We start from the raw sequence: 21,193 nt of genomic DNA, 5'->3' as shown, positions 1-21,193 counted from the left end.
AACCAGAGGAGATAACGCCATGATGAAGTCCAGCCTGCGCATGATCGCGCTTGCCGCAGCCGTTTCGACCGTCGCATTTGCAGCACAAGCCAAGAACCCGATGGTCGGTGGCGCTGCCATGTATGAAAACAAGAACATCGTTGAAAACGCCGTCAACTCCAAGGATCACACGACGCTGGTCGCTGCCGTCAAGGCCGCCGGTCTGGTCGAGACACTGGAGGGCAAGGGCCCGTTCACGGTGTTTGCACCCACCAACGAAGCCTTCGCTGCCTTGCCAAAGGGCACCGTCGAAACGTTGTTGAAGCCTGAAAACAAGGCCAAGCTGACCAAAATCCTCACCTGTCACGTCGTTGCTGCTGACGCCATGTCAAAGGCTATCGAAAAGATGATCAAGGATGATGGCGGCACCCACGACGTGAAAACGGTTGGTGGCTGCATTCTGAAGGCCAAAGAAAGCATGAACAAGATCACGTTGACCGACGAAAACGGCACCGTGGCGCATGTCACCATCGCCGATGTGAAGCAATCGAATGGCGTCATCCACGTCATCGACAAGGTTCTGCTGCCTAAGATGTAGAACCTGCGGCACACGGCACCATGCGTTCCCCCAAACGCTTGGTGCCGTGTTGCAACTCTAAAATGCCAGCCGGTTTACTCGGCTGTTGCCTGAATATCGACCTTGTCCAGAAGAAGCAGCGGATCGTTTGACGCTGCGACGAGGTCAAGCAGACCCAGGCCATTGGGGCCATTGGATTTGACCGTGACCGTGAGCGTTCCCGGTGTGCTGATGAAGCGCAAAAGTGCATCGACCGCACTGCGCAGCTTTGGTTGTTCGGCTGCGAGCTGTTGAAGCGTCACGTTCACCACCAACGCCATCAAGCCCCGCACTTCATCTTCGGTGACCTGGTTTTGAAGGGCATAAAGCTTGATCGCCTTGGCCATCATGCCTTCGTCCTTGATCGTGAATGTCATTTCGCGACCGGCGAGGCCGAAGAGTGCGGCCTGAGCGCGGCCCGTGTCGAAGGCGAAAAATTCTTCCGTGAAGCCGCTGATCAGACCTGAGACATTGATGCTGCCGAATTCCTTGCCGCTCAGCGAGATCTGCCGGATCACCAGATTGTTGTTAGGCTGGTCCCAGCCACTAGAAAGCGCATAGGACATTGTGAAAGATTCGAGACCCAGCTTGCGCGCCTCGACGAAAGCTTCGTCCGTCGAATCCGCCGGGATCGGAACCGTGAGATCGTCCTGCTTGATCTCGATATCGGTGGGGATGCCGTTGAAGGGCTTCGTCAGTCCCATTTCGAAATTCTTCAGCGCGAACTTGACCCGCTCAGGCGCTCCGGCTGGCTCTTCTCCAGCCGTTTCAGGCGCGATGAAATCGACGTTGATACCAGCGACGCGGACCTTGCCCAGCTCCGGTATCAGGCGATTGAAGGGGAGGTTCTGGATTTGTGTTTCATCGAGCCCGACGATTTGGGTCAGACTCTCCAGTGTAGAACCCCAGTCAAAGCCCTTTAGGCTGGCCTCGGCGACTTCGATCCTGTCGTCGCCACTGCCAAAGGACATGCCGTGAAGGCCGAAATCTAGCTTGCGGTTATCCATCTGCATCTCGAGACGATCGACGGACGCCTTGATCCGTTTGCCCGTGGACCCGGCGCTTGTATCCGGTCCTTCCGCCTTGAGGCCGAGCAACTGAATGTTGCTCTTGCCAATCATGTCAGCGAGGGAGACGGCCTTGGCAACCAGTGCCTGACGCTCCTGCGGTGACAGTTCGTCCGGTTTTTTGGTTGTCGTCAGTTCCTTCAAGGTGTCCAGAAGCGGTTCGGCCGGCATGCGGGCGGTAAAACCATCGCTGCGGATTTCGTCATAGCTGAACTGGCTATCGCCTTCCTTGAAAGAAACGTTCTTGATGGACAGAGGGCCGTAGAGGGGCTTCGGTTCCTTGTCGTCAGGACCAGCTTTTTCCGTGTAGAGGCGGGCGAGATAAGCAAGATCGAAGTCCTGACCGGTGATAGCACCTGTCGAAACGACCACGTGCTTTTCCGCCATTGCCCCGTTGGCATCCGGCAGGCTCATCTTGATATCGTAACTGCCAGTATCACTGGAATAGCGCGCGATGCGGCCATCTGCGATGTCGGAAAACGCAACATCTTTGTAGATCGTCTTTTGCTCGGTCGTCGCGATGGACTGCGTGAGCGTGACGTCAGGCGTCGAAATTCGGCTCGCGGAAAAGCCTTCGATACGTCTGGACAGAGAATGGGCGTTCGCCTCGTCGGATGTCGCAGAAACTTTCTCGAAGGCGGCGTTTTCTACGCGTGCATGGGGCATCGAGATTTTGCCGGTCGGCACATCGATATCGATGTTGCTCAACTCCAGTGCGCCATCCAAAAAGGGAAGCTTTGGACGACCGTCAACAGCGGCAATGCGGATGTTTTTGCCATCTTGAAGCGGGAGTGTCAGATCACGAATATGAACCTGACCGAGAAAATCGACCTCTACGGAACCGGTCGTTGCGCCGCTGCGAGCGACCAGTTCGTTGACTTTCGATTGGTAGAAGGCTTTAGCCCCCACGACACCTCCGGCTGCAATCGCCAGAATCGCGACCGTTGCCCACAAAGCCTTGGAGCGGCTCTTGCCGTTTTGGGTATTTGCCTGTTCCACGAAGTTGGTCCTATTCGACGCTGATTGAGACTTCGCCTCTTTTAGGCATGCTAAAGTTGCTGCGCAAGTGGCCGCTGCCGGAAGGGTTGGTAATTGTTCGAGGGGGTTATCCCACCTACGCCAGCCACCTAAATCACCAGCGTCAAGGAGAACAACCAGCCACGGCTTTGGCTGGTTGTTGTCTCTTTTACAGCGCTGGATCAGGCATCACGCCTCAAGCCAGCGAACCTGTTCGGGCGTCAGCTTGATGTCGAGCGCGGAAAGGCTGTCTTCCAGCTCGGCGATGGTGCGCGGGCCGATCAGCGGCAGCACAGGGAAGGGCTGGGCAATGACGTAGGCAAGCGCGATATGGATCGGGTTTCGGCCAAGCTGTTTTGCGAGCTCGATTGCCCTGTCGCGACGCTCAAAATTGCGCTCCGAATACCAGACGCGCACGATCTCCTCATCGTCACGCTTGTCGCGGCCTGCCCGGTCGGTGAAGAAGCCGCGCCCCTGACTGGACCATGCGAAGTTTGGTATCTGCCGCTCCCTAGCCCACTCCTTCCACGGTTCGTCGGAGGCTGCCACGCATCCGGCCCAGATCGGGTCCAGCATCTCGGCCAGCGAGAAATTGTTGGAAAGTGCGGCGGGCGCTGTCTTCCCCGTTTTCTGCGCATAGGAGATTGCTTCGTCCATGCGCTGGCGTGTCCAGTTGGAGCCACCGAAGATGCCTCTGATACGACCGCGTTTGACCTCGGCATCCATCGCATCCACGAATTCGCCAACCGGCACGTCCGTATTGTCGCGGTGCATGAAGTAGACATCGACGTAATCGGTTTTCAGTCGGTCGAGAGACTGATCCAGCTGTTTGGTGATGATATCAGGGTAGCAGAGCGGGGAATGCGCGCCTTTGCCGATCAGCACGATATCTTCGCGTGGCACGTTGCGGCTCGTATGCCAATCGCCGAAGATGGCTTCCGTTTTGCCGCCGCCATAGACGAAGGCCGTGTCGAAGAGATTGCCGCCCGCCTCGTAATATGTGTCGAGGGTAAGCGATGCGGCAGCGAAATTGGGGAAGAATTCGAAGCCGAGCGCAACGACGGAAGCCGGCTTCGAAAGCCCGGGTATCTGCCGCTTCGGCACGGAATTTCCAGGAGCGACCTTTCCACCGGCGATATTGAGGACACGCTTGGCCGCAGTTTCCACGCCGTACTCCAAACCGACCGATGCACGCCACTGGTCCATGACCCTGAGATTGCCGAGACTGTCGGCCCAGTTCATGCCGGGATGGGCGAATTCCGACGCGTTGTTGCGGATGGCCTCTCCGGCAGCATCCACCTCGAATGAATAGAGCCAACGATCTTCATCGACTTCGATCGTCTGGTGCTCGCCCTTGCCTTTGAAGACCTCGATTTTGCCGACGCCGCCCTTGTGGCCGGATGCAAACCAGAAATCCTGAACCTCGATCCGACCTTCCGATCCGATGATGCGCAGCACATTGTCCTGATTGGCCATGATCGAGCAGGACACTTCCGCGATGATCTCGTTTGGAAACTTCAGGATTGCGGAAGCCCACTCATCGACACCGGATTGTCCGAGATGAGCAACGCCCGCCACTTTAATCGGCTCAAGGAAGGGCTGACCGGCAGTTGCACCGGCGATCAGCCGCGCCATGGAGACCGGATAACCGCCGACATCGAGAATGCCGCCGCCTGCGCTGTCATTGGCGAACAGGCGGTGGTCGGCCCGGAAACTTCCCATGTTGAAGCCGAAACTGGAGCGAATGATCCTGACATCACCAATCGTACCGCTTTTGACCAGCTCCACAATTTTCGCGGTCTGCGGATGCAGTCGGTACATATAGGCTTCACCGGCAAAAACACCTACCTTCTTAGCTTCGTGGAAGATCGCCTCGGCATCATAGGCCGTCAGCGCGATGGGCTTTTCCACCAGTACATGCTTGCCTGCTCGTATCGCCTTGATGGCCCATTCCGCGTGGCTGGTATGGGGCGTGGCGATATAGACGGCATCGATTTCGGGATCGAAAAGCAGGGCGTCATAGCCATTGATGATGCGCGCACCGGGAAAACCGTCGCTAAGGCCCGGACGATCCGGGTTTCGTGACGCAATCGCCACGAGTTTTCCTGTTTTGGAATGGGCAATGCCCTCGGCAAAGGTCTTTGCGATTGTGCCGGGTCCGATAATGCCCCAGCGGACGGTTTGAAAGTCGGGCATGATATTCCTCATTTACGTGGGTCTTGAGATGCGGTGTTTTCAGCGAAGGCGCTTGCCATCGCTGTCGAAGAGAAAGGTTTTTTCGGCAGATATCGACACGGTCAGCCGGTCGAGCTTGCCGACATGGCGGGATTCGGGCCGCTCGATGATCAGGGGAAGGTCATGAGCCAGATGCGCATAGACGTAGCTGGTGTTGCCCAGATGTTCGGCGACATCGACCTCAACAGTGAGATCGGTGGCGCCATCGCCCGCACTCTTGAAATGCTCCGGGCGGATGCCGAGGGTTACAGGCGCTCCTTCGCCGGGTCGTGCGGTGATCGGCAGCGTCAGCGATACGGATGGTGCATGGTCCAGATTGACCGTCACGCCCTGCGCGCTTTCTGTCACGATCTTGCCGGGCAGAAAATTCATCTTGGGCGAGCCGACAAAGCCCGCCACGAAGCTGTTTTCCGGGTCGTCGTAAAGATCGAGCGGCGCGCCGATCTGCTCGATATTGCCTTTGCGCAGCACCACGATCTTGTCAGCAAGCGTCATTGCTTCAGTCTGGTCATGGGTCACATAGATCATCGTGGTCCCCAACTGCTTGTGCAGCTTGGAGATTTCCACCCGCATCTGAACGCGCAATTCGGCATCGAGATTGGACAGCGGCTCATCGAACAGAAACACCTGCGGCTGGCGCACGATGGCGCGACCGATGGCGACGCGCTGCCTTTGCCCGCCCGAAAGCTGCTTTGGCCTGCGCTTCATCAACTCGTTTATCTGCAATATCTCGGCGGCACGGCTGACCCGGCCATCGGTGTCTGCCTTCGGATTTCCGTTCATCCGCAGACCGAATGACAGATTTTCCTCGACGGTCATGTGCGGATAGAGCGCGTAGGACTGAAAGACCATGGCGATGCCGCGGTCAGCCGGTTCGGCATCGTTGACCACCGTGCCGCCGATGCTGATATCTCCGCTGGATATGTCCTCGAGACCGGCAATCATTCTGAGCAAGGTGGACTTGCCGCAGCCCGAGGGGCCGACGAAGACGACGAATTCGCCGTCTTCGATATCGAGATTGGCGCCGTGGATGATCTCGAGAGCACCGTAACGTTTGACGACATTTTTGAGTGAAAGTCCCGCCATGCGGCTCCTCCCGGATTACTTGACGGCGCCGGCGGAAATGCCGGCGATGAAGTGGCGCTGCAGGACCACGAAGATGATGAGAATGGGTGCTGTCAGCAACATGGCGCCCGCCATGATCCCGCCCCAGGAGACCTTGGTCAGCCCGATCAGGGTGCCGAGCGCTACCGGTGCCGTCATCATGCCCGGACGGGAATTAATGAGCAGCGGCCAGAGATAGTTGTTCCATGAGGCGAGAAACAGAATGATGGACAGCGCCGCCATGGTGGGGCGGGCCAGCGGCAGGGCGATGCGCAGGAAGATTTGCCACTCCTTGACACCTTCCACCCGTGCAGCATCGAAGAGCTCGCCCGGCATCATCGAGAAGGATTGCCGCATGAAGAGCACGCCAAGCGAATTGAAGAGCGGCGGTACGATGAGCGCGACCCAGCTATTGGCCATCTTGAACTCGCGCGCGACCATGATGAATTGCGGGATGACGACGACCGCATAGGGCAGGGTGATCGTCCCCAAAATGATCGCGACGACGACAGAGCGCCCGGCGAAGCGATAGCGGGCGAGGGCCCACCCGGCCATCGATGTCAGCATGACCGAGAGAAAGGTGTAGATCACCGCGACCGTGATCGAGATGAACATGGCCCTCAGAAAGTTGGTGTCAGCCTGGAGGTTGCGGAAGTTCTCCACGAAATGGGTGGAGGGCATGAGTTCGATGTTGGGGCTGAAAATGCCGTTATCCGGCATGGTGGAGAAGACGAACATCATCCACAGCGGAAACAACCAGATCAGCGCAAGCGGCGTCAATGCCGCATGCAGGGCGATCTTTTGCCAGAGAAGCGATCTTGATTTCGAGTTCATGTCCGTTCCCTCCCGAACCAGAGATTGAACATCGATATGAAGATGGCCAGCGCCGCGATCGTGTAGGCGATTGCCGAGGCATAGCCGAAGTTGAGCGAGGTGAAGCCTTGGCGATAGAGGAAGATGCCGAGCGTTTCTGTTCCGCCGCCGGGACCGCCTCTGTTGGTGATGAGGAACGGCTCGGTGAAGAGTTGCATGGTGCCGATGACGGACAGCACGACGCAAAAGATGATGATGGGTTTGAGAAGGGGCAGTGTGATGTGGAAGAACTGCTGACGCTTGCTGACCCGGTCCAGCCGCGCGGCCTCATAGACATCACCGGGAATGGATTGCAGTCCGGCGAGGATGATGATGGCGTTGTATCCCGCCCAGCGCCACGTGACCGCGATGATGATCAGCGCCATGGCCGCGGTGGCATTGTCGAACCATGCGATGGGCGAGAGGCCGACCGTCACGAGCATTTTGTTGATGACGCCGAAATCGGCGCTGAACATCAGCCGGAAGACAGCGGCATAGGCCACTTCTCCAACCACGACCGGCGCGAAGAAGGCGAAACGATAAAGCGGACGCGCCTTCAGCAGCGGCGAATTCAGAAGAACAGCCATCACGGTCGCAAGCGCGATCATCACCGGAACCTGGATGACCAGAATGATCAGCGTGTTATAAAGCGCGTTGTAAAATGCGGGATCACCGACCAGACGACCCCAGTTCATGGTCGGCGCAAAGCGCCACGGATTGATGCGCGTGTTCTGGAAGGACAAGAGAAACGAATTGATGATCGGCCAGAGCCAGAACGTGGTGAAGATCAAAAGATAGGGCGCCAGAAACGCATAGGCGACCTTGGTCCTTAGCGGCATCTCAACCTCCCTGAGCATGATGATGAAATTTTACCGAACCTTCCGGGCGCCCCATCGAAGGGCGCCCGGCTCTGGTTCAGGCTTGGGAGATTTATTGCGCGGTCGTCAGGCCCGTGGCCGCTTCGATCTGCTTTGCAGCATCGTCGAGTGCGGTCTTTGCATCCGGGAAGCCACCCGCCAGATACTTGGTCTGCGTTGCGCGGTAGATGCCTTCGGCGTCCGACTGGAAAGCGGTGCCACGGCTTGGAACGATCTTCGGCAGGGTCGCCAGAATATCGGCCCAGACGGCCTGCCCGCCCCAATAGGGCTGCGGTTCCTTGACGAAGGGATCGTTCACAGCAGACAGCAGAGATGGAACGAGGCCGAAGGATTTCAGCATTTTCACCTGCCCCTCGCTCGTCGTCAGCGCGTAATCGACGAATTTCCAGGCGGCTTCCTTGTTTTCGGAAACGGAACTGATGGCCAGTGAAGAACCGCCAAGGTTTGCGGCATGCGGTCCATCCGCCGTCAGGCTCGGCATAGGATAGACACCCCATTTGCCGGACAAGTCAGGCGAGTTGGACCGGATGGAGCCCTCATACCAGCCGCCATACATCTGGCTGGCAACCTTGCCTGCCGTGTTGGCCTGGATTTTCTCGTCCCAGATGGCCGCCGTTATGATACCGGCATCCTTCATCTGCTTCAGTTTTTCCAGCGTGGCAACGCAGGCGGGCTGGTTGACGGTAATGTTTTGGCCGTCTGTCGAAAAGTAACCGCAGCCCTGTTCGTTGGCCATCATGCGAAACCATTCGCTGTCGCCGTTGAAATCAGCCTGGGTCATTACCGTGCCGGGGTTGGCTTCCATGACCTTCTTGCCAGCAGCGATGAAATCATCCCATGTCTTGATGGTTGCCGGGTCAACACCGGCTTTCTCGTAGAAATCCCGGCGGTAGAACACGGCGACCGGACCGGAATCCCATGGCACGGCATAGGCCACACCATCGACTTCGAGTTCGGTGCGTTTGAATTCGGGGAAAAGCGCTTGCTTTTCAGGCGTGTAACCCAGCGCGGTCACGTCCGTGAAGCAATCTGGAAAACGGCTCCAGAAGACTTCGGCCTCGAAATTTTCAACTGTCACGATATCCGGCAGGCCCTCTCCCCCAGCCGCACAGGCAGCGATTGCCTTGTCGTAGACCTGGTTGTTTCCAAGATCCTGCACATCGATCTTGATGTCGGGGTTCGTCTTGTTGAAGTCTTCGGCCACAGCGCGCAACGATGACGCGGCGACATCCCAGCTCCAGATTCGAATTGTCGTAGATTGTGCGGCAGCTGGTGTGGCTGCGAGCAGGGCGAGCGATACCGCAGCGCCCGTGATTTTATAGCACATTGAAAACCTCCCTTTTTTCAATTGCCGTTCTTTAGCGAACATGTGCAGATTAGCGTCGTGACGAAATCTGTCTCGTAAAATGGGAACGTGAAATTGTCGAAAAGTAAGATCGAGGAAAGAGCCTTCTACCAGCCGGGTGCCAGCAGCATCGAAGGGTGGCCGACAACGCTGCAGTTTTTCTATGCGCACCCGCCCATTATGCTGATGCCGCACTGGCATGCGCAGGTGGAGATCAACTACGTCATGTCCGGCAGTGTGCACTACCGCATGGGCGATCACAGTTTCAGCATGGGCGCCGGGCAGATGTGTCTGTTCTGGGGTGGTCAGCCCCATCAGATGGACGTGTCGTCGGAGGATTCCTTTTACGCCGGAGCCCATCTGCCGCTCTTCCACTTCTTCCGCATGCGTCTTCCCGCCGCCGTATCTGCGATGCTGATGGGTGGAGCGACCATGCTGACGCACAACACCGGAAAGGCCGATGACGAGAATTTTGCGAGATGGCAGCGCTATGTCAAATCAGGCGATGCCGCCAAGGCTCAGAATGCTGTCGAGGAGTTGATGCTGCGGGTGGAGCGCATGTTTCTGGAGCCCTACAGCGTCATCTCGCCAACCTCGGGCGATCATCAGGCGAATGTTCACGAAAATTCTGCCTCTGGCGCCGTCGTCAGGATGTGCGACTACATCGCCGCCAATTTTCTCGAAGATATCGACGCAACCGATATTGCCCGGGCCGCCAATCTTCATCCCAAATATGCGATGAATGTCTTTCGAAAATCCACCGGCATGACGTTGATCAAGTACCTGACGTTGCTGCGCCTTTCGCGCGCGCAAGCCATGCTGGTCAGCGGCAAGGACAACATTCTCAGCATCGCCATGGAAAGCGGCTTCGGCTCCGTCAGCGCGTTCAACAAGGCGTTTCGCCAGATCGCTGGCATGCCGCCCTCCGGGTTCAGGCGCGGTTCGAGCGGATTTTTCCAGTGAGGGAGGGTGGTTCAACGTCAGGAAGCTATCCCGTCTACAAGGCCGAACGTATCGCTGGCTCTGTCTGCGCTCTGGGAGAATCGCCGGTATGGGATGCATCCAGCTCCACTGTCACATGGCTGGATAACGCATGCTGTCGGGTGCATCAGTTCTATCTCTCGACAGGCCAAGTGAAAGCATTTCAACTTCCTCTCAAACCCGGTGCTATTGCCCTGATATCGGGCGGTCGATTCATCGCCTCGACCGATAAAGGCTTTGCAAGACTAACGATCGATCAGGATAACGCCGCAGTCGAATTTGGGATCGGCCCGCAACTATCGTCGGGGTGGCGCATGAACGACGGCGCCTGCGACAGGCAGGGGCGGTTCTGGTCGGGCTCGATGGCGCCCGATACGTCTGCTCCAGATGGTTTAGGCACGCTGTTCAGCATCGATGAAGAGGGCAGGGTGGTCGAGCGGGGCGGACGCTACCGAACGCAAAACGGCCTCGCCTGGAGTTTGGATGGACGAACTATGTATGTTTCGGACTCCTATCCCAGCAACCCGGACGTCATGGCCTATGACTTTGATGGAGACAGCGGCGACCTGTCGAATGGCAGGCTGTTTGCTGACCAAAGCCTGCTGGGCGGAAGACCGGACGGAGCTGCCGTGGATGCAGACGGCTGCTACTGGATCGCAGCCTCGGATTCTGGAAAGGTCTTGCGCCTGACACCGGACGGCAAGGTCGATGCCGCCATCGAGGTGGACGCACCGAACCCGACGAACCTGTGCTTTATCGGACCCGATCTCGACACCGTGTTCATCACGACCCTCAAGCAGGGCGGCACGGGGCCGGGAGGGGAGACATATATGGCAAGAATACCGCATCGCGGCGCGCCGGAACCCATCTTTTCAGATGCTGCCCTGACAGCATTTCCTCACACAAGTCCCGGCTTTCGATTGGCCGACGCTGTCTGCGCCGATCCCAATTTGGCGGCGTCTTGATAAGCACCTCGGCGAAGCCTTTTGCCCATTATATGCCGAGATAGCGGTCCTGAACGTCGGCGGCCAGATCAGAACTCGCGCCCTTCCAGACGGTGCGCCCGTTCTCGATGATGACGCAACGGTCGGCGACCGGTAAAAGCTCTGAGAGTGTCTTGTCCACGACGAGAATGGAAAGACCTTCGGCTTTGAGCTTGCGGATGGCGCGCCAGATATCCTGACGAATGACGGGGGCCAGCCCCTCCGTCGCCTCATCGAGAATGAGAAGCCGCGGGTTGGTCATCAGGGCGCGGCCGATCGCCAGCATTTGCTGCTCGCCGCCTGACAGCGACTTGGCCATCTGGTCGCGGCGCTCCTCCAGACGTGGAAAAAGTGCGTTGACCTTCTCCAGTGTCCAGGGGCCAGGTCTGGCCGCTGCCACCAGATTTTCGTAAACGGAAAGGTTTGGAAAACACCGCCGCCCCTCCGGCACCAGCCCGACGCCCAGCCGTGCTACCTTGTAGGGCACCAGCCGCTGCGTAGACTTGCCGCCGAAAGTGATATGGCCCGTTTTGGGTGGCATGAGATTGCAAATCGACTTGATCGTCGTCGATTTCCCCATGCCGTTGCGGCCCATCAGGGCCACGACCTCACCTTCGTCTATAGTCAATTCCACACCGAACAGTGCCTGGCTAGCGCCGTAATAGGTGGTGATATCCTGCACATCCAAGAGCATCAGGCATGGTCTCCCAGATAGGCGGTACGCACGGTCGGATCGTTGCGGATGTCGTCTACTGTGCCCGTCGCGATGACCTTGCCGTAAACGAGAACGGAAATCCGGTCGGCGAGTGCAAAGACCGCATCCATATCATGTTCGACCAGCAGGATCGGCGCTTCATGCCGCAAGGTGTCGAGAAAGCCGGTCAGTTTTTTCGAGCCTTCCGGCCCCATTCCGGCCATCGGCTCGTCGAGCAGAAAGGCTTTCGATTTGAGCGCCAGCGCCATGGCAATTTCCAGTTGCCGCCGTTCCCCGTGGGAAAGCTCGGCGGTTGGCAGACGCGCGCGGTCGGCAAGTCCCACACGCTCCAGGATAGCCATTGCGGGATCGACAAGCGTCTTGTCTTTCATGACCGGCTTGAAAAAGCGAAAACTGGTTCCCTGTTTGGCCTGCACGGCCAGCATGACGTTGCGCAGTGCGGAGAACTCAGGTGCCAGCGAAGACACCTGAAATGTGCGTCCCAGACCGCGCCGCGCTCGCTCTGCTGTGTCGAGATGGCTGATATCGTCTCCGGCAAAGCGGATCGTGCCTGTGTCCTGTCGCAAGGTTCCGCAAATCTGATGGATGAGCGTGGATTTGCCTGCACCGTTCGGGCCGATCAGCGCGTGGATTTCACCCGGCCGCAGATCGAGCGTTACGCCATCGGTAGCGCGCAAGGCACCGAAACTCTTGACGAGATTGTCTATCTGGAGAACAGCATCAGCCATGTCTTGCCTTTCCAGCCAACAGGCCCAGCAATCCACCGCGGGCAAACAGAACCACACCGAGAAGAATGAGGCCGAGGAAAAACTGCCAGCGCTCGGTCAGGCCGCCCAATGCGAATTCAAAGGCCACGAAAAGCGCCGCTCCTGCAACGGGACCGAACAGACGGCCCGTGCCACCCAGAATGATCAGCACGATGAGTTCGCCTGACATGTGCCACGACAACATGGAGGGGCTGACGAAGCGGTTGAGATCGGCGTAGAGCGCACCGGCCAGCGCCGTGATCATGGCGGAGATGACGAAGCCAACGAGGCGGATGCGATATGGGTGAATGCCGACAGTTGCTACCCGCGTCTCGTTCTGCCGTGCTGCCTGCAATGCCGCCCCGAAACGGGACGCGCGGATGAGCGCGAAGAGACCGATGCCCGCCATCAGCACGATATAGCTGACGAGAAAGAAGCTTAGCGGCTTCATGGTGTTGATGCCGGGAAACTGATTGCGCACGAGAATGGACAGACCATCCTCGCCGCCATAGGCGGGCCAGGAAATCGCGAAATAATAGACCATCTGCGCAAAGGCGAGTGTGATCATGATGAAGTAGACACCTGACGTGCGCAGGCTGATCATGCCGATGAGCAATGCCACCAGACCCGCCGCGCAGACAGCGACGATCCAGATGACAGGCATCTGCACCGTACCGGGCAAACCGAAGAGCATCGGGTCGCCGGAAAAACCGTGGCTGGCGAGAATGCCTGCGGCATATCCACCGATACCGAAAAACGCGGCATGGCCGAAGGAGACGAGACCGCCAAGCCCCAAGGCAAGATTGAGACCAAGCGCTGCCAGCGCCAGAATGGCGATGCGGGTTGCAAGCGTGATGTAGAAGGGTTGGCCAAGGGCATTGGCAGCAAGCGGAGCCGCCAGCAACGCGATGGCAAGCACGAGATTGACTGTATTTTCGCGGGTCAGCAACATCATTGAGCCTGGACCTCACGCATGGGCCGGCGGGAAGAGCCCGCGCGGTTTGACAGCCAGAATGATGGCCATGACGACATAGATCAGCATGGATGCCGCAGCGCCGCCGATCATGCCTGCCTGCGACGGATCGACAAACAGGCTGAGCAGTTGCGGCAGCAGAAGGCGTCCCAGCGTATCGGTGACGCCAACCAAAAGCGCGCCATAAAGCGCCCCTTTGATCGAGCCGATGCCCCCAATGACGATAACGACAAAAGCGAGGATGAGCACCGGTTCGCCCATGCCGACCTGCACCGATTGTAAGGCGCCGACAAGCGCACCGGCGAGCCCCGCAAGGGCCGATCCCAGCGCAAAGACCAATGTGTAGAGGGTGCGGATATCGACACCCAGCGCGCCGATCATCTCGCGGTCGCTTTCACCCGCACGGATACGCATGCCAAGCCGCGTCTTACCGATGAGCAGGTAAAGACCGAGTGCTACAAGCGCACCGACGGCGATGATGGCCAGCCGATAAAATGGGTAGCTGGCGTCTCCCGGGAGATTGACGACGCCCTGTAAAAGCGGCGGAATATCGAGGTAGAGCGGGAAGGAGCCGAAGATCCAACGGGTGCCCTCCGAAAAGATGAGAATGAGCGCGAAGGTCGCCAGAACCTGATCGAGGTGATCCCGGTCATAGAGCCGCCTAATGACGGTCAGTTCGACAATCGACCCGGCGGCGGCAGCGCAAATCAGACTAGCCACGAGGCCCAGCCAGAAGGAGCCCGTCCAGGTGGCGACGGTGGCGCAAGCAAATGCGCCGACCATGTAAAGAGAGCCATGAGCAAGGTTGATGAGGCCCATGACGCCGAAGATCAGCGTCAGCCCGGCAGCCATGAGAAACAACATGACGCCGAGCTGGATGCCGTTCAGCAACTGTTCGATAGCAAGTGCAAGGGTCACGCCGCTGCCTTAGATCTTGCAATCTTTGGCATAGGCGTCGCCGTGGTCGGCAAAAATCTTCTCGACCGTCTTGTTGGTCAGAACGCCATCCTTCTTCACCACTTCCGTGATGTAGATATCCTGAATCGGATGCTGGTTGGTGTTGAACTTGAAGTTTCCGCGCGGCGACTTGAAGTCGGCCTTCAGCAGTTCGGCGCGGAAGGCATCTGCATTCTTGACGTCGGCCTTGGCAGCGGCTGATACGATCAATTGTGCGGCGTCATAGGCCTGCACGGCATAGATCGATGGCAGGCGGTTATATTCCTTCTGGAAGTCGGCAACGAATTTCTTGCTCACATCCGTATCGAAATCCGGCGCCCACTGGCCAGACGCCTTGACGCCGAGTGCGGCATCGCCAATGGCGGGCAGAACATCCTGGCTGAAGGAGAAGCCGGGACCCATGACGGGAACCTTGACGCCCGATTGCGCGAACTGCTTCATGAAGGCAATGCCCATGCCACCGGGAAGAAAGGTGAAGATGCCATCGGCACCCGATGCGCGCATCTGGGCAATTTCGGCAGCGTAATCCGTCTGTCCCACCTTGGTGTAGACCTCGGAAACGACCTCACCCTTGTAGTAGCGCTTGAAACCGGCAAGCGAATCCTTACCAGCCGGATAGTTCGGCGCCAGAATGAACATCTTCTTGAAACCCTTATTGGCGTATTCGCCCATGGCTTCATGAAGATTGTCGTTCTGATAGGCGGCGTTGAAATAGAGCTTGTTGCAGCCCTGACCAGCCAAGGCCGCCGGTGCCGCATTGGTCGAAACATAGAACTTGCCCTGTGCGACGGCGCCCGGAACGACGGCCATCAACAGGTTGGACCAGACGATGCCTGTCAGCACGTCGACATTGTCGCTCTGGATCATCTTGTCGGCAATCTGAACCGCCAGTTCCGGCTTTTGTGCATCATCTTCAGTGATGACTGTGATGTCCTTGCTGCCGGATTGCTTGATGGCCAGCATGAAGCCATCGCGCGTATCAACGCCAAGGCCTGCACCGCCACCGGAAAGGGTGGTGATCATGCCGATCTTCAGCGGTTCGGCCATAGCAAGGCTGGATACGCATAGGCTGAGCGCCAATGTCGTCGTGGCAAGTATTGTCTTCATGTCGTGTTCCCCGTTTTGTCTTTCTGTTCCGCTCAGCCCGTGACTGACGAAACGTTACCATCCACAATCATATGACGACTTGCAATCACCTTACGTGAGGTTTCATGTGCGTTTGCTGTTATACCGCCTCGCGCTGTTTCAGTCTGAACCGCTGGATCTTGCCGGATTCGGTCTTTGGAAGCATATCGGTGAAGACGACCGAGCGCGGATATTTGTAGGGCGCGATGACCGCCTTGACGTGATTTTGCAACAGCTTGGCCATCGCATCGCAGGCGTCGTAGCCGGGCGCGAGCACGATATGCGCTTCGACGATCGTCCCACGGATATCGTCAGCCGCGCCGATCACGGCGCATTCTCTGACAGCCTCATGCTTCAGAAGCGCTGCCTCGACTTCGGGTCCGGCAATATTGTAGCCCGCGGATACGATCATGTCGTCGGAGCGGGCGGAAAAATGGAAATAGCCATCTTCATCCTGCACGAAGGTATCGCCGGGCAGGTTCCAGCCATCACGAACGAATTTGCGCTGACGATCATCGGCTAGGTAGCGGCAGCCGATGGGCCCCTTGACGACGAGATGTCCGGGCGTGCCGCGCGGCACTTCCTTCATGTCGGCATCGACAACCAAGGCCTCATAGCCGGTCAGCGGCTTGCCGGTGCAGCCGGGCTTAAAATCATCCGGGCGGTTGGAAATGAAGATATGCAGCATTTCCGTGCCGCCGATGCCGTCCAGAATAGGCTTGCCGGTCTTTCTCACCCATTCCTCGAAGACGGGCGCCGGGAGCGTTTCGCCCGCGGAAATCGCAAGTCGCAGCGACGAAAGATCGGCACCTTCGTCCATTGCGGCCAGCATGGCGCGGTAGGCGGTGGGCGCCGTGAAGCAGATGGTGGCCTTGTAGCTCTCGATGATCTCGATCATGTTCGGCGGTGTCGCGCTTTCGAGAAGCGCTGCACTCGCGCCGAAGCGCAGGGGAAAGACCGCCAGACCGCCGAGGCCGAAGGTAAAGGCGAGGGGCGGGGAGCCGACGAAGATGTCGTCTTCTTTGACATCGAGCACTTCGCGAGCATAGGCATCGGCGATGATGAGGATGTCGCGATGGAAATGCATCGTTGCTTTGGGCACACCGGTCGAGCCTGATGTAAAGCCAAGCAGGGCGACGTCATCACGACCGGTTTGTGCCGCTTCGAACTGAACCGGCTTGTTGAGCGCTGCCCGGTCCAGCTCGGCATCGTGGTTGGCCGTACCGTCGAAGCCGATTACCTGGGTGAGATAGTCGCTGTCCTTTGCGGCCATCACCAGCTCATCCATCAGGCGCGTGTCGCACAGCGCGACGGTGATTTCCGCCTTGTCGATGATTTTCGTCAGCTCACCGGCGCGCAGCATCGGCATGGTGTTGACCACGACCGCGCCTGCCTTCGTCGCCGCCAGCCAGCAGGCGACCATGGCAGGGTTGTTGGCGGAACGGATGAGAACGCGGTTGCCCGGCTTGAGGCCGTAATCTTCCGTGAGCGCACGTGCGATGCGGTTCGTCCAGTCGGAAAGCTCCTTGTAGGTGCGACGTCGGCCATTGCCAATGAGGGCGGTGCGGTCCCCGAAACCACGCTCGACCATGCGGTCTGTCAGCTCGACGCCCGCATTCAACCAGTTGGGATATTGGAACCCACCGAGCTTGATGTCCGGCCATTCTTCGAAGGGCGGAAGGTTGTCGCGGGCAAAGGTATCCTGATGGCCTGACGGTCCCAGCATAGTATCGTTCCCATATTCTTATCGATGCGGCTTTTTGCCTTTCGTTCAGGATTGCACCGGAATGTGGGTCTGGCAAGAGAGAAAGTTTAAGTGTGTACTAATTTTTGAAGTTGCCAAAAAACGCAAATCTGCGTCTATAAAATATATGTGTAAATTGCCGGATTCCGCAGGGGAAGAAAGTGCTGTATTACAGCCAGAAGTGGTGCGCACTATATCTCAGGTATCAATCTAAAATCACCTTCGATGAAAAGATTTTGCTATTAAATCCAGTTAGTTATAATTTTGGTGGAAACCACCTAATACGTCCGATCAGATGCCGTCCTTGTCATCGGCAGACAGGTGATTGCGCGCGGATTGCTTGACTTGTCCGACATGGGTGAGAAGGCTGGAAATAACAATCGGATCGACATCGCCCATCATGTCTTCGAGCCATGTGCCATGGGCCTCAGCCATTGCTTCAAAGGTCGTGCGGCCTTTCTCGGTTAGGCATGCCACGATAACACGCCGGTCATCCGCCGGGCGCTGACGAAGGACGAAGCCATCCGTCTCCAGCCGCTCCACCAGTCCGGTGATATTGCCATTGGTCACCATGGTGCGCTTTGAAAGTTCCCCCAGCCGCAAACCTTCAGGTTCGCGGTAAAGCTGCGACATGAGGTCGAATTGCGGGAGCGTCGCGCCAAACTCACGGCGCAGGCGCCTCCGGATTTCCTGCGAAATCAACTTGGTCGTTGAAAGAAGGCGCAACCACAGGCGAAGTTCCTGTTTCTTGCCTTCCTGCGTATCACTGATGATGATTTCGAGGTCGATTGCCGACATATGTCCGTTCCTTACACGCCGTCAGACCTCAAACACCATTCGTTGCGGTCACGTCAACATGTTTGAACGTTCAAGGAACGTAGGAAATATCAGTCGCTGGCGCGTTTTGCCAGCGACCTTCCATAAAAGGGGCGGGAGCTTGCATCTCCCGCCAGCCAAATTTCAATCCGGGAAAATATTCGTCTGGGCTGCGACGCGCCGATAAGCAGCGCCTGCGGTAAAGCCACCATCGATGACGAAGTCTTCGCCGGTCATGAAGCTTGAGGCATCGGAGGCCAGAAACAGCACGAGTTCGGCAATCTCTTCCGGCTTTCCGCTGCGCTTCATCGGCGTCATCTCGATCATCGGCTTCAAATGCGGGCTGCTGGCGTTGAGACCGGTGACCACGAGGCCGGGGCAGACCGCGTTGACGCGGATGTTTTTCGATACAAGCTCCATGGCAGCACTGCGGGTCAGGCCGCGCAGACCCCATTTGCTTGCGGTATAGGCCGGGTCGTAGTGGCCGGAAAAGCCGCTATTGGAGGAGATGTTGATGATGGAACCGCCGCCACCTTCCGCCATGCGGTCGGTGACCGCCTGAATGCCGAGGAAGGCACCGGTCAGATTGACCTTGAGAACGCGTTCCCATGCTTCCAGACCTGTCGTCGCAACTGTCGAGCGATTGATGATACCCGCATTGTTGACGAGAATATCGATGCGGCCCTTCCACTCAGTAGCGAGCGCGATGACGCCCGCCCAGCTTTCGGGATCGGTTACATCGAGGTGGATGAAACGGGCTTCTAACCCGTCATCCTGCAAGGCCTGCGCCAGGGCGCTTCCTTCCTCGTCAAGCACATCGGCGATGATGACGGCTGCACCCTTGGACGCCAACAGCCGCGCTTCGGCTTCGCCCTGTCCGCGCGCACCGCCGGTGACGATGGCCAGACGGCCCTTGAGATCGCTCATGGTCATGCCCTCGCCGTAATGGTGGTCTGGCGCTGTTCGCCAAGGCCTTCGATGCCGAGCGTCATGACCTGACCGGGCTGAAGGAAAACCGGCGTTGGCTTGATGCCCATGCCCACACCCGGTGGCGTGCCGGTGGCGATGATGTCGCCCGGCATCAGCGTCATGAACTGGCTGATATAGCTGACGAGATGGGCAACGCCAAAGATCATGGTGGAGGTGTTGCCGGTCTGGCGGCGCTGGCCGTCCACATCGAGCCAGAGCGCCAGGTTCTGCGGGTTCGCAACCTCGTCACGCGTCACCAGCCATGGGCCGATAGGACCGAAGGTGTCGTGGCTCTTGCCCTTTGTCCACTGTCCACCGCGTTCCGACTGGAACGCGCGCTCGGACACGTCGTTGACCACGCAATAACCGGCGACATAGGACAACGCATCGGCTTCGCTGACATATTTGGCGCGTTTGCCGATGACCACGCCAAGTTCGACTTCCCAGTCGGTCTTGGCGGAGGTGCGGGGTATTTCGACATCGTCATTCGGGCCGACAACGGCTGTCGTTGCCTTCATGAACAGGATCGGCTCGGGAGGTGGCTCCTTGCCGGTCTCCTTGGCATGGTCGGCATAGTTCAGTCCGATGCAGATGAACTTACCGACATTGCCGACACAGGCACCAACGCGATCAGCGGAAACGACTGGCAGGCTTGCCGGATCAATGGTGCGGATTCGGTTTAGAGCCTCATCATCAAGAGCTTCGCCTGCGATGTCGGAGACGATGCCGGAGAGATCGCGCAATGTGCCATCATCAGCCAGAAGGGCGGGCTTTTCAGCGCCAAGCGCGCCTAGTCTCAACAGTTTCATTCTGCTCTCCTGAAGCCAACCAATACGCTGTCGTCAACGTCGGGCAGATTGACGACGATGTTGTCGGGCGTGCGGGTCGTCAGCCAGACGAGTTCTTCCGTCGTCGACATGTTGACTTCGATGTGTGGCCAGTTCGGCGGCACGAAGATAAAGTCGCCTTCTTCCATGTCGAGAAACTCCTGCCAGTTCTCTCCGAAATAGATGCGCGCCTTGCCCTTCAGAACGTAACCGCCGGTTTCGGCTTCACCGTGGTGGTGCGGAAAAGAGCGATAGCCGGGGTCGTTGGAGACCTTGCCGAACCAGATTTTGGTGGCGGGCGTATGCTGCGGGCTGACGCCAGATATGCGCACGCAACCGCCGGACTGGCCGGTACCGGTATCTTCCTCGCCCTTGCGGGTAATCACGGGCATGACTTTGCTGGTCATCGAATTCTCCTCCTCTTTGAACTTGAAATCAGTCCGGCACGACGGCAAGCGACTGGATCTCGATCTTGGCGCGATCTTCCATCAACGCCACGACCTGCACGGCGGCCATGGGCGGAAAGTGACGACCGATGATCTCGCGGTAGACGGCACCGATTTCCCGCATGCGGGATTTGTAGGCTTCGCGATCGGTGAAATACCATGTCATCTGGATGAGATGTTCCGGCTTGGCATTGGCCGCTTCCAGCACGCTGACGATGTTCAAAAGCGTCTGGCGCACCTGATCTACAAAGTCATCGGAATGGAACTGGCAATGCGCATCCCAGCCGATCTGACCGCCGACCTGAACGATGCGTCCACGGGCGCTGATACCGTTGGAATAGCCGATGGGCTTTGCCCAACCGTCCGGTTGGATGATTTCATGCATCATGTTTTGGCTCCAGATAACGTGTCAGGCCTGCGCGAATGTCGTCGGGCCAGGGATGGGATTTATGGTCTTCAAGCGACGTCATCACGATGCGCTGGCGCACCGTCCAGATGATGTCACCGCGCACAGTGACGATGGTTTCCAGATCGAGCGAGGCGCGACCGATGGAACGTACATGGACGGCAAAATCCAGTACATCGCCGTAGACGGCGGGCTTTTTGAATTCGAGGTTCATGGTCACGGTCGGCAAACCCAGCTTGCGCTCGAACATGATTTCTTTCCAGGTGACGCCAAAGGACGCGAACATCGCCTCGTTGACATCGACCAGCATGGATAGATAGGCCGGATGGTAGGCGATCCCGGTGAGGTCGCAATCGCCAAAACGCATCGGCTTGGAATGGGTATAGGGCATGTGTCCTCTCGCTTCTTTCTC

At 58.0% G+C, this 21,193-nt stretch carries 21 protein-coding genes; 3 read left to right on the top strand and 18 right to left on the bottom strand.

Annotation, left to right across the window (positions count from 1 at the left end; genetic code table 11):
* The first annotated feature begins 19 nt into the window (after nt 1–19).
* A complete protein-coding gene (locus QRN55_RS04675; protein WP_111838729.1) occupies nt 20–577 on the top strand; it encodes a fasciclin domain-containing protein in 558 nt (185 codons plus the stop codon).
* 74 nt (nt 578–651) lie between these two features.
* On the opposite strand, the gene QRN55_RS04670 is transcribed toward QRN55_RS04675, so the two are convergent.
* The 6 genes from QRN55_RS04670 to QRN55_RS04645 form a co-directional block, all read right to left on the bottom strand.
* Nucleotides 652–2,661 (bottom strand): aq_1923 C-terminal domain, encoded by a 2,010-nt coding sequence (locus tag QRN55_RS04670; RefSeq protein WP_284775239.1) that lies wholly within the window; start codon nt 2,659–2,661, stop codon nt 652–654.
* A 207-nt stretch (nt 2,662–2,868) separates the two neighbouring features.
* Nucleotides 2,869–4,875, bottom strand: coding sequence for an aldo/keto reductase (locus tag QRN55_RS04665; protein ID WP_284775238.1), 2,007 nt, complete (start codon nt 4,873–4,875; stop codon nt 2,869–2,871).
* A gap of 39 nt (nt 4,876–4,914) precedes the next feature.
* Nucleotides 4,915–6,000, bottom strand: a complete 1,086-nt coding sequence (locus tag QRN55_RS04660; protein WP_284775235.1) for an ABC transporter ATP-binding protein — start codon at nt 5,998–6,000, stop codon at nt 4,915–4,917.
* A 15-nt stretch (nt 6,001–6,015) separates the two neighbouring features.
* On the bottom strand, nt 6,016–6,852 hold the full coding sequence (locus tag QRN55_RS04655; RefSeq protein WP_284775234.1) for a carbohydrate ABC transporter permease: 837 nt from the start codon (nt 6,850–6,852) through the stop codon (nt 6,016–6,018).
* The gene (locus QRN55_RS04650) at nt 6,849–7,709 is read right to left on the bottom strand and encodes a carbohydrate ABC transporter permease (RefSeq protein ID WP_284775232.1); all 861 of its coding nucleotides are present in this window, start codon (nt 7,707–7,709) and stop codon (nt 6,849–6,851) included. The genes QRN55_RS04655 and QRN55_RS04650 overlap by 4 nt, the downstream gene beginning before the upstream one ends.
* Nucleotides 7,710–7,800: 91 nt before the next feature.
* Complete coding sequence (locus QRN55_RS04645; protein WP_284775230.1) at nt 7,801–9,075, bottom strand: ABC transporter substrate-binding protein; 1,275 nt, start codon at nt 9,073–9,075, stop codon at nt 7,801–7,803.
* An 87-nt stretch (nt 9,076–9,162) separates the two neighbouring features.
* Between QRN55_RS04645 and QRN55_RS04640 the strand changes: the two genes are divergently transcribed.
* Both QRN55_RS04640 and QRN55_RS04635 read left to right on the top strand, forming a co-directional pair.
* Nucleotides 9,163–10,056 (top strand): helix-turn-helix domain-containing protein, encoded by an 894-nt coding sequence (locus QRN55_RS04640; protein WP_284775228.1) that lies wholly within the window; start codon nt 9,163–9,165, stop codon nt 10,054–10,056.
* On the top strand, nt 10,053–11,039 hold the full coding sequence (locus tag QRN55_RS04635; RefSeq protein WP_284775226.1) for an SMP-30/gluconolactonase/LRE family protein: 987 nt from the start codon (nt 10,053–10,055) through the stop codon (nt 11,037–11,039). The genes QRN55_RS04640 and QRN55_RS04635 overlap by 4 nt, the downstream gene beginning before the upstream one ends.
* A gap of 28 nt (nt 11,040–11,067) precedes the next feature.
* On the opposite strand, the gene QRN55_RS04630 is transcribed toward QRN55_RS04635, so the two are convergent.
* The 12 genes from QRN55_RS04630 to QRN55_RS04575 all read right to left on the bottom strand — a co-directional run bounded on the left by QRN55_RS04630 (nt 11,068) and on the right by QRN55_RS04575 (nt 21,172).
* Nucleotides 11,068–11,751, bottom strand: a complete 684-nt coding sequence (locus tag QRN55_RS04630) for an ABC transporter ATP-binding protein (RefSeq protein WP_502871286.1) — start codon at nt 11,749–11,751, stop codon at nt 11,068–11,070.
* On the bottom strand, nt 11,751–12,500 hold the full coding sequence (locus QRN55_RS04625; RefSeq protein WP_284775224.1) for an ABC transporter ATP-binding protein: 750 nt from the start codon (nt 12,498–12,500) through the stop codon (nt 11,751–11,753). The genes QRN55_RS04630 and QRN55_RS04625 overlap by 1 nt, the downstream gene beginning before the upstream one ends.
* Entirely contained in the window at nt 12,493–13,473 is a 981-nt protein-coding gene (locus QRN55_RS04620; RefSeq protein ID WP_502871285.1) for a branched-chain amino acid ABC transporter permease, read from the bottom strand. The genes QRN55_RS04625 and QRN55_RS04620 overlap by 8 nt, the downstream gene beginning before the upstream one ends.
* A gap of 12 nt (nt 13,474–13,485) precedes the next feature.
* Complete coding sequence (locus QRN55_RS04615) at nt 13,486–14,409, bottom strand: branched-chain amino acid ABC transporter permease (protein ID WP_284775221.1); 924 nt, start codon at nt 14,407–14,409, stop codon at nt 13,486–13,488.
* Nucleotides 14,410–14,418: 9 nt separating this feature from the next.
* Nucleotides 14,419–15,555, bottom strand: coding sequence for an ABC transporter substrate-binding protein (locus tag QRN55_RS04610; RefSeq protein ID WP_284775219.1), 1,137 nt, complete (start codon nt 15,553–15,555; stop codon nt 14,419–14,421).
* Between the two features lie 118 nt (nt 15,556–15,673).
* Nucleotides 15,674–17,299 (bottom strand): benzoate-CoA ligase family protein, encoded by a 1,626-nt coding sequence (locus QRN55_RS04605; RefSeq protein ID WP_284775217.1) that lies wholly within the window; start codon nt 17,297–17,299, stop codon nt 15,674–15,676.
* A 309-nt stretch (nt 17,300–17,608) separates the two neighbouring features.
* Nucleotides 17,609–18,115 carry a MarR family winged helix-turn-helix transcriptional regulator gene (locus QRN55_RS04600; protein ID WP_284775216.1) on the bottom strand — a complete coding sequence of 169 codons (507 nt, stop codon included), beginning with the start codon at nt 18,113–18,115 and terminating at the stop codon, nt 17,609–17,611.
* Between the two features lie 162 nt (nt 18,116–18,277).
* On the bottom strand, nt 18,278–19,060 hold the full coding sequence (locus QRN55_RS04595) for an SDR family NAD(P)-dependent oxidoreductase (protein WP_284775214.1): 783 nt from the start codon (nt 19,058–19,060) through the stop codon (nt 18,278–18,280).
* Between the two features lie 2 nt (nt 19,061–19,062).
* The gene (locus tag QRN55_RS04590; RefSeq protein ID WP_284775212.1) at nt 19,063–19,911 is read right to left on the bottom strand and encodes a fumarylacetoacetate hydrolase family protein; all 849 of its coding nucleotides are present in this window, start codon (nt 19,909–19,911) and stop codon (nt 19,063–19,065) included.
* Nucleotides 19,908–20,336, bottom strand: coding sequence for a cupin domain-containing protein (locus QRN55_RS04585; RefSeq protein ID WP_111838745.1), 429 nt, complete (start codon nt 20,334–20,336; stop codon nt 19,908–19,910). The genes QRN55_RS04590 and QRN55_RS04585 overlap by 4 nt, the downstream gene beginning before the upstream one ends.
* Before the next feature lie 28 nt (nt 20,337–20,364).
* Complete coding sequence (locus QRN55_RS04580) at nt 20,365–20,760, bottom strand: RidA family protein (RefSeq protein ID WP_045229606.1); 396 nt, start codon at nt 20,758–20,760, stop codon at nt 20,365–20,367.
* Nucleotides 20,753–21,172, bottom strand: coding sequence for an acyl-CoA thioesterase (locus QRN55_RS04575; protein WP_233137338.1), 420 nt, complete (start codon nt 21,170–21,172; stop codon nt 20,753–20,755). Before QRN55_RS04575 ends, QRN55_RS04580 begins: the two co-directional genes overlap by 8 nt.
* Nucleotides 21,173–21,193 lie beyond the last annotated feature (21 nt).

This window comes from Agrobacterium sp. lyk4-40-TYG-31, from assembly GCF_030209855.1.
GTDB classification, from domain to species: Bacteria; Pseudomonadota; Alphaproteobacteria; order Rhizobiales; family Rhizobiaceae; genus Agrobacterium; species Agrobacterium vaccinii.
This window is presented reverse-complemented; position numbering and strand designations above follow the sequence as displayed.

Coding starts and splice junctions, on each gene's coding strand:
- QRN55_RS04645 (WP_284775230.1), bottom strand. CDS start 9,075: ATGTGCTATAAAATCACGGGCGCTGCGGTATCGCTCGCCCTGCTCGCA.
- QRN55_RS04630 (WP_502871286.1), bottom strand. CDS start 11,751: ATGCTCTTGGATGTGCAGGATATCACCACCTATTACGGCGCTAGCCAG.
- QRN55_RS04660 (WP_284775235.1), bottom strand. CDS start 6,000: ATGGCGGGACTTTCACTCAAAAATGTCGTCAAACGTTACGGTGCTCTC.
- QRN55_RS04595 (WP_284775214.1), bottom strand. CDS start 19,060: ATGAGCGATCTCAAGGGCCGTCTGGCCATCGTCACCGGCGGTGCGCGC.
- QRN55_RS04655 (WP_284775234.1), bottom strand. CDS start 6,852: ATGAACTCGAAATCAAGATCGCTTCTCTGGCAAAAGATCGCCCTGCAT.
- QRN55_RS04650 (WP_284775232.1), bottom strand. CDS start 7,709: ATGCCGCTAAGGACCAAGGTCGCCTATGCGTTTCTGGCGCCCTATCTT.
- QRN55_RS04600 (WP_284775216.1), bottom strand. CDS start 18,115: ATGTCGGCAATCGACCTCGAAATCATCATCAGTGATACGCAGGAAGGC.
- QRN55_RS04580 (WP_045229606.1), bottom strand. CDS start 20,760: ATGCATGAAATCATCCAACCGGACGGTTGGGCAAAGCCCATCGGCTAT.
- QRN55_RS04590 (WP_284775212.1), bottom strand. CDS start 19,911: ATGAAACTGTTGAGACTAGGCGCGCTTGGCGCTGAAAAGCCCGCCCTT.
- QRN55_RS04575 (WP_233137338.1), bottom strand. CDS start 21,172: ATGCCCTATACCCATTCCAAGCCGATGCGTTTTGGCGATTGCGACCTC.
- QRN55_RS04665 (WP_284775238.1), bottom strand. CDS start 4,875: ATGCCCGACTTTCAAACCGTCCGCTGGGGCATTATCGGACCCGGCACA.
- QRN55_RS04675 (WP_111838729.1), top strand. CDS start 20: ATGATGAAGTCCAGCCTGCGCATGATCGCGCTTGCCGCAGCCGTTTCG.
- QRN55_RS04620 (WP_502871285.1), bottom strand. CDS start 13,473: ATGATGTTGCTGACCCGCGAAAATACAGTCAATCTCGTGCTTGCCATC.
- QRN55_RS04605 (WP_284775217.1), bottom strand. CDS start 17,299: ATGCTGGGACCGTCAGGCCATCAGGATACCTTTGCCCGCGACAACCTT.
- QRN55_RS04585 (WP_111838745.1), bottom strand. CDS start 20,336: ATGACCAGCAAAGTCATGCCCGTGATTACCCGCAAGGGCGAGGAAGAT.
- QRN55_RS04610 (WP_284775219.1), bottom strand. CDS start 15,555: ATGAAGACAATACTTGCCACGACGACATTGGCGCTCAGCCTATGCGTA.
- QRN55_RS04625 (WP_284775224.1), bottom strand. CDS start 12,500: ATGGCTGATGCTGTTCTCCAGATAGACAATCTCGTCAAGAGTTTCGGT.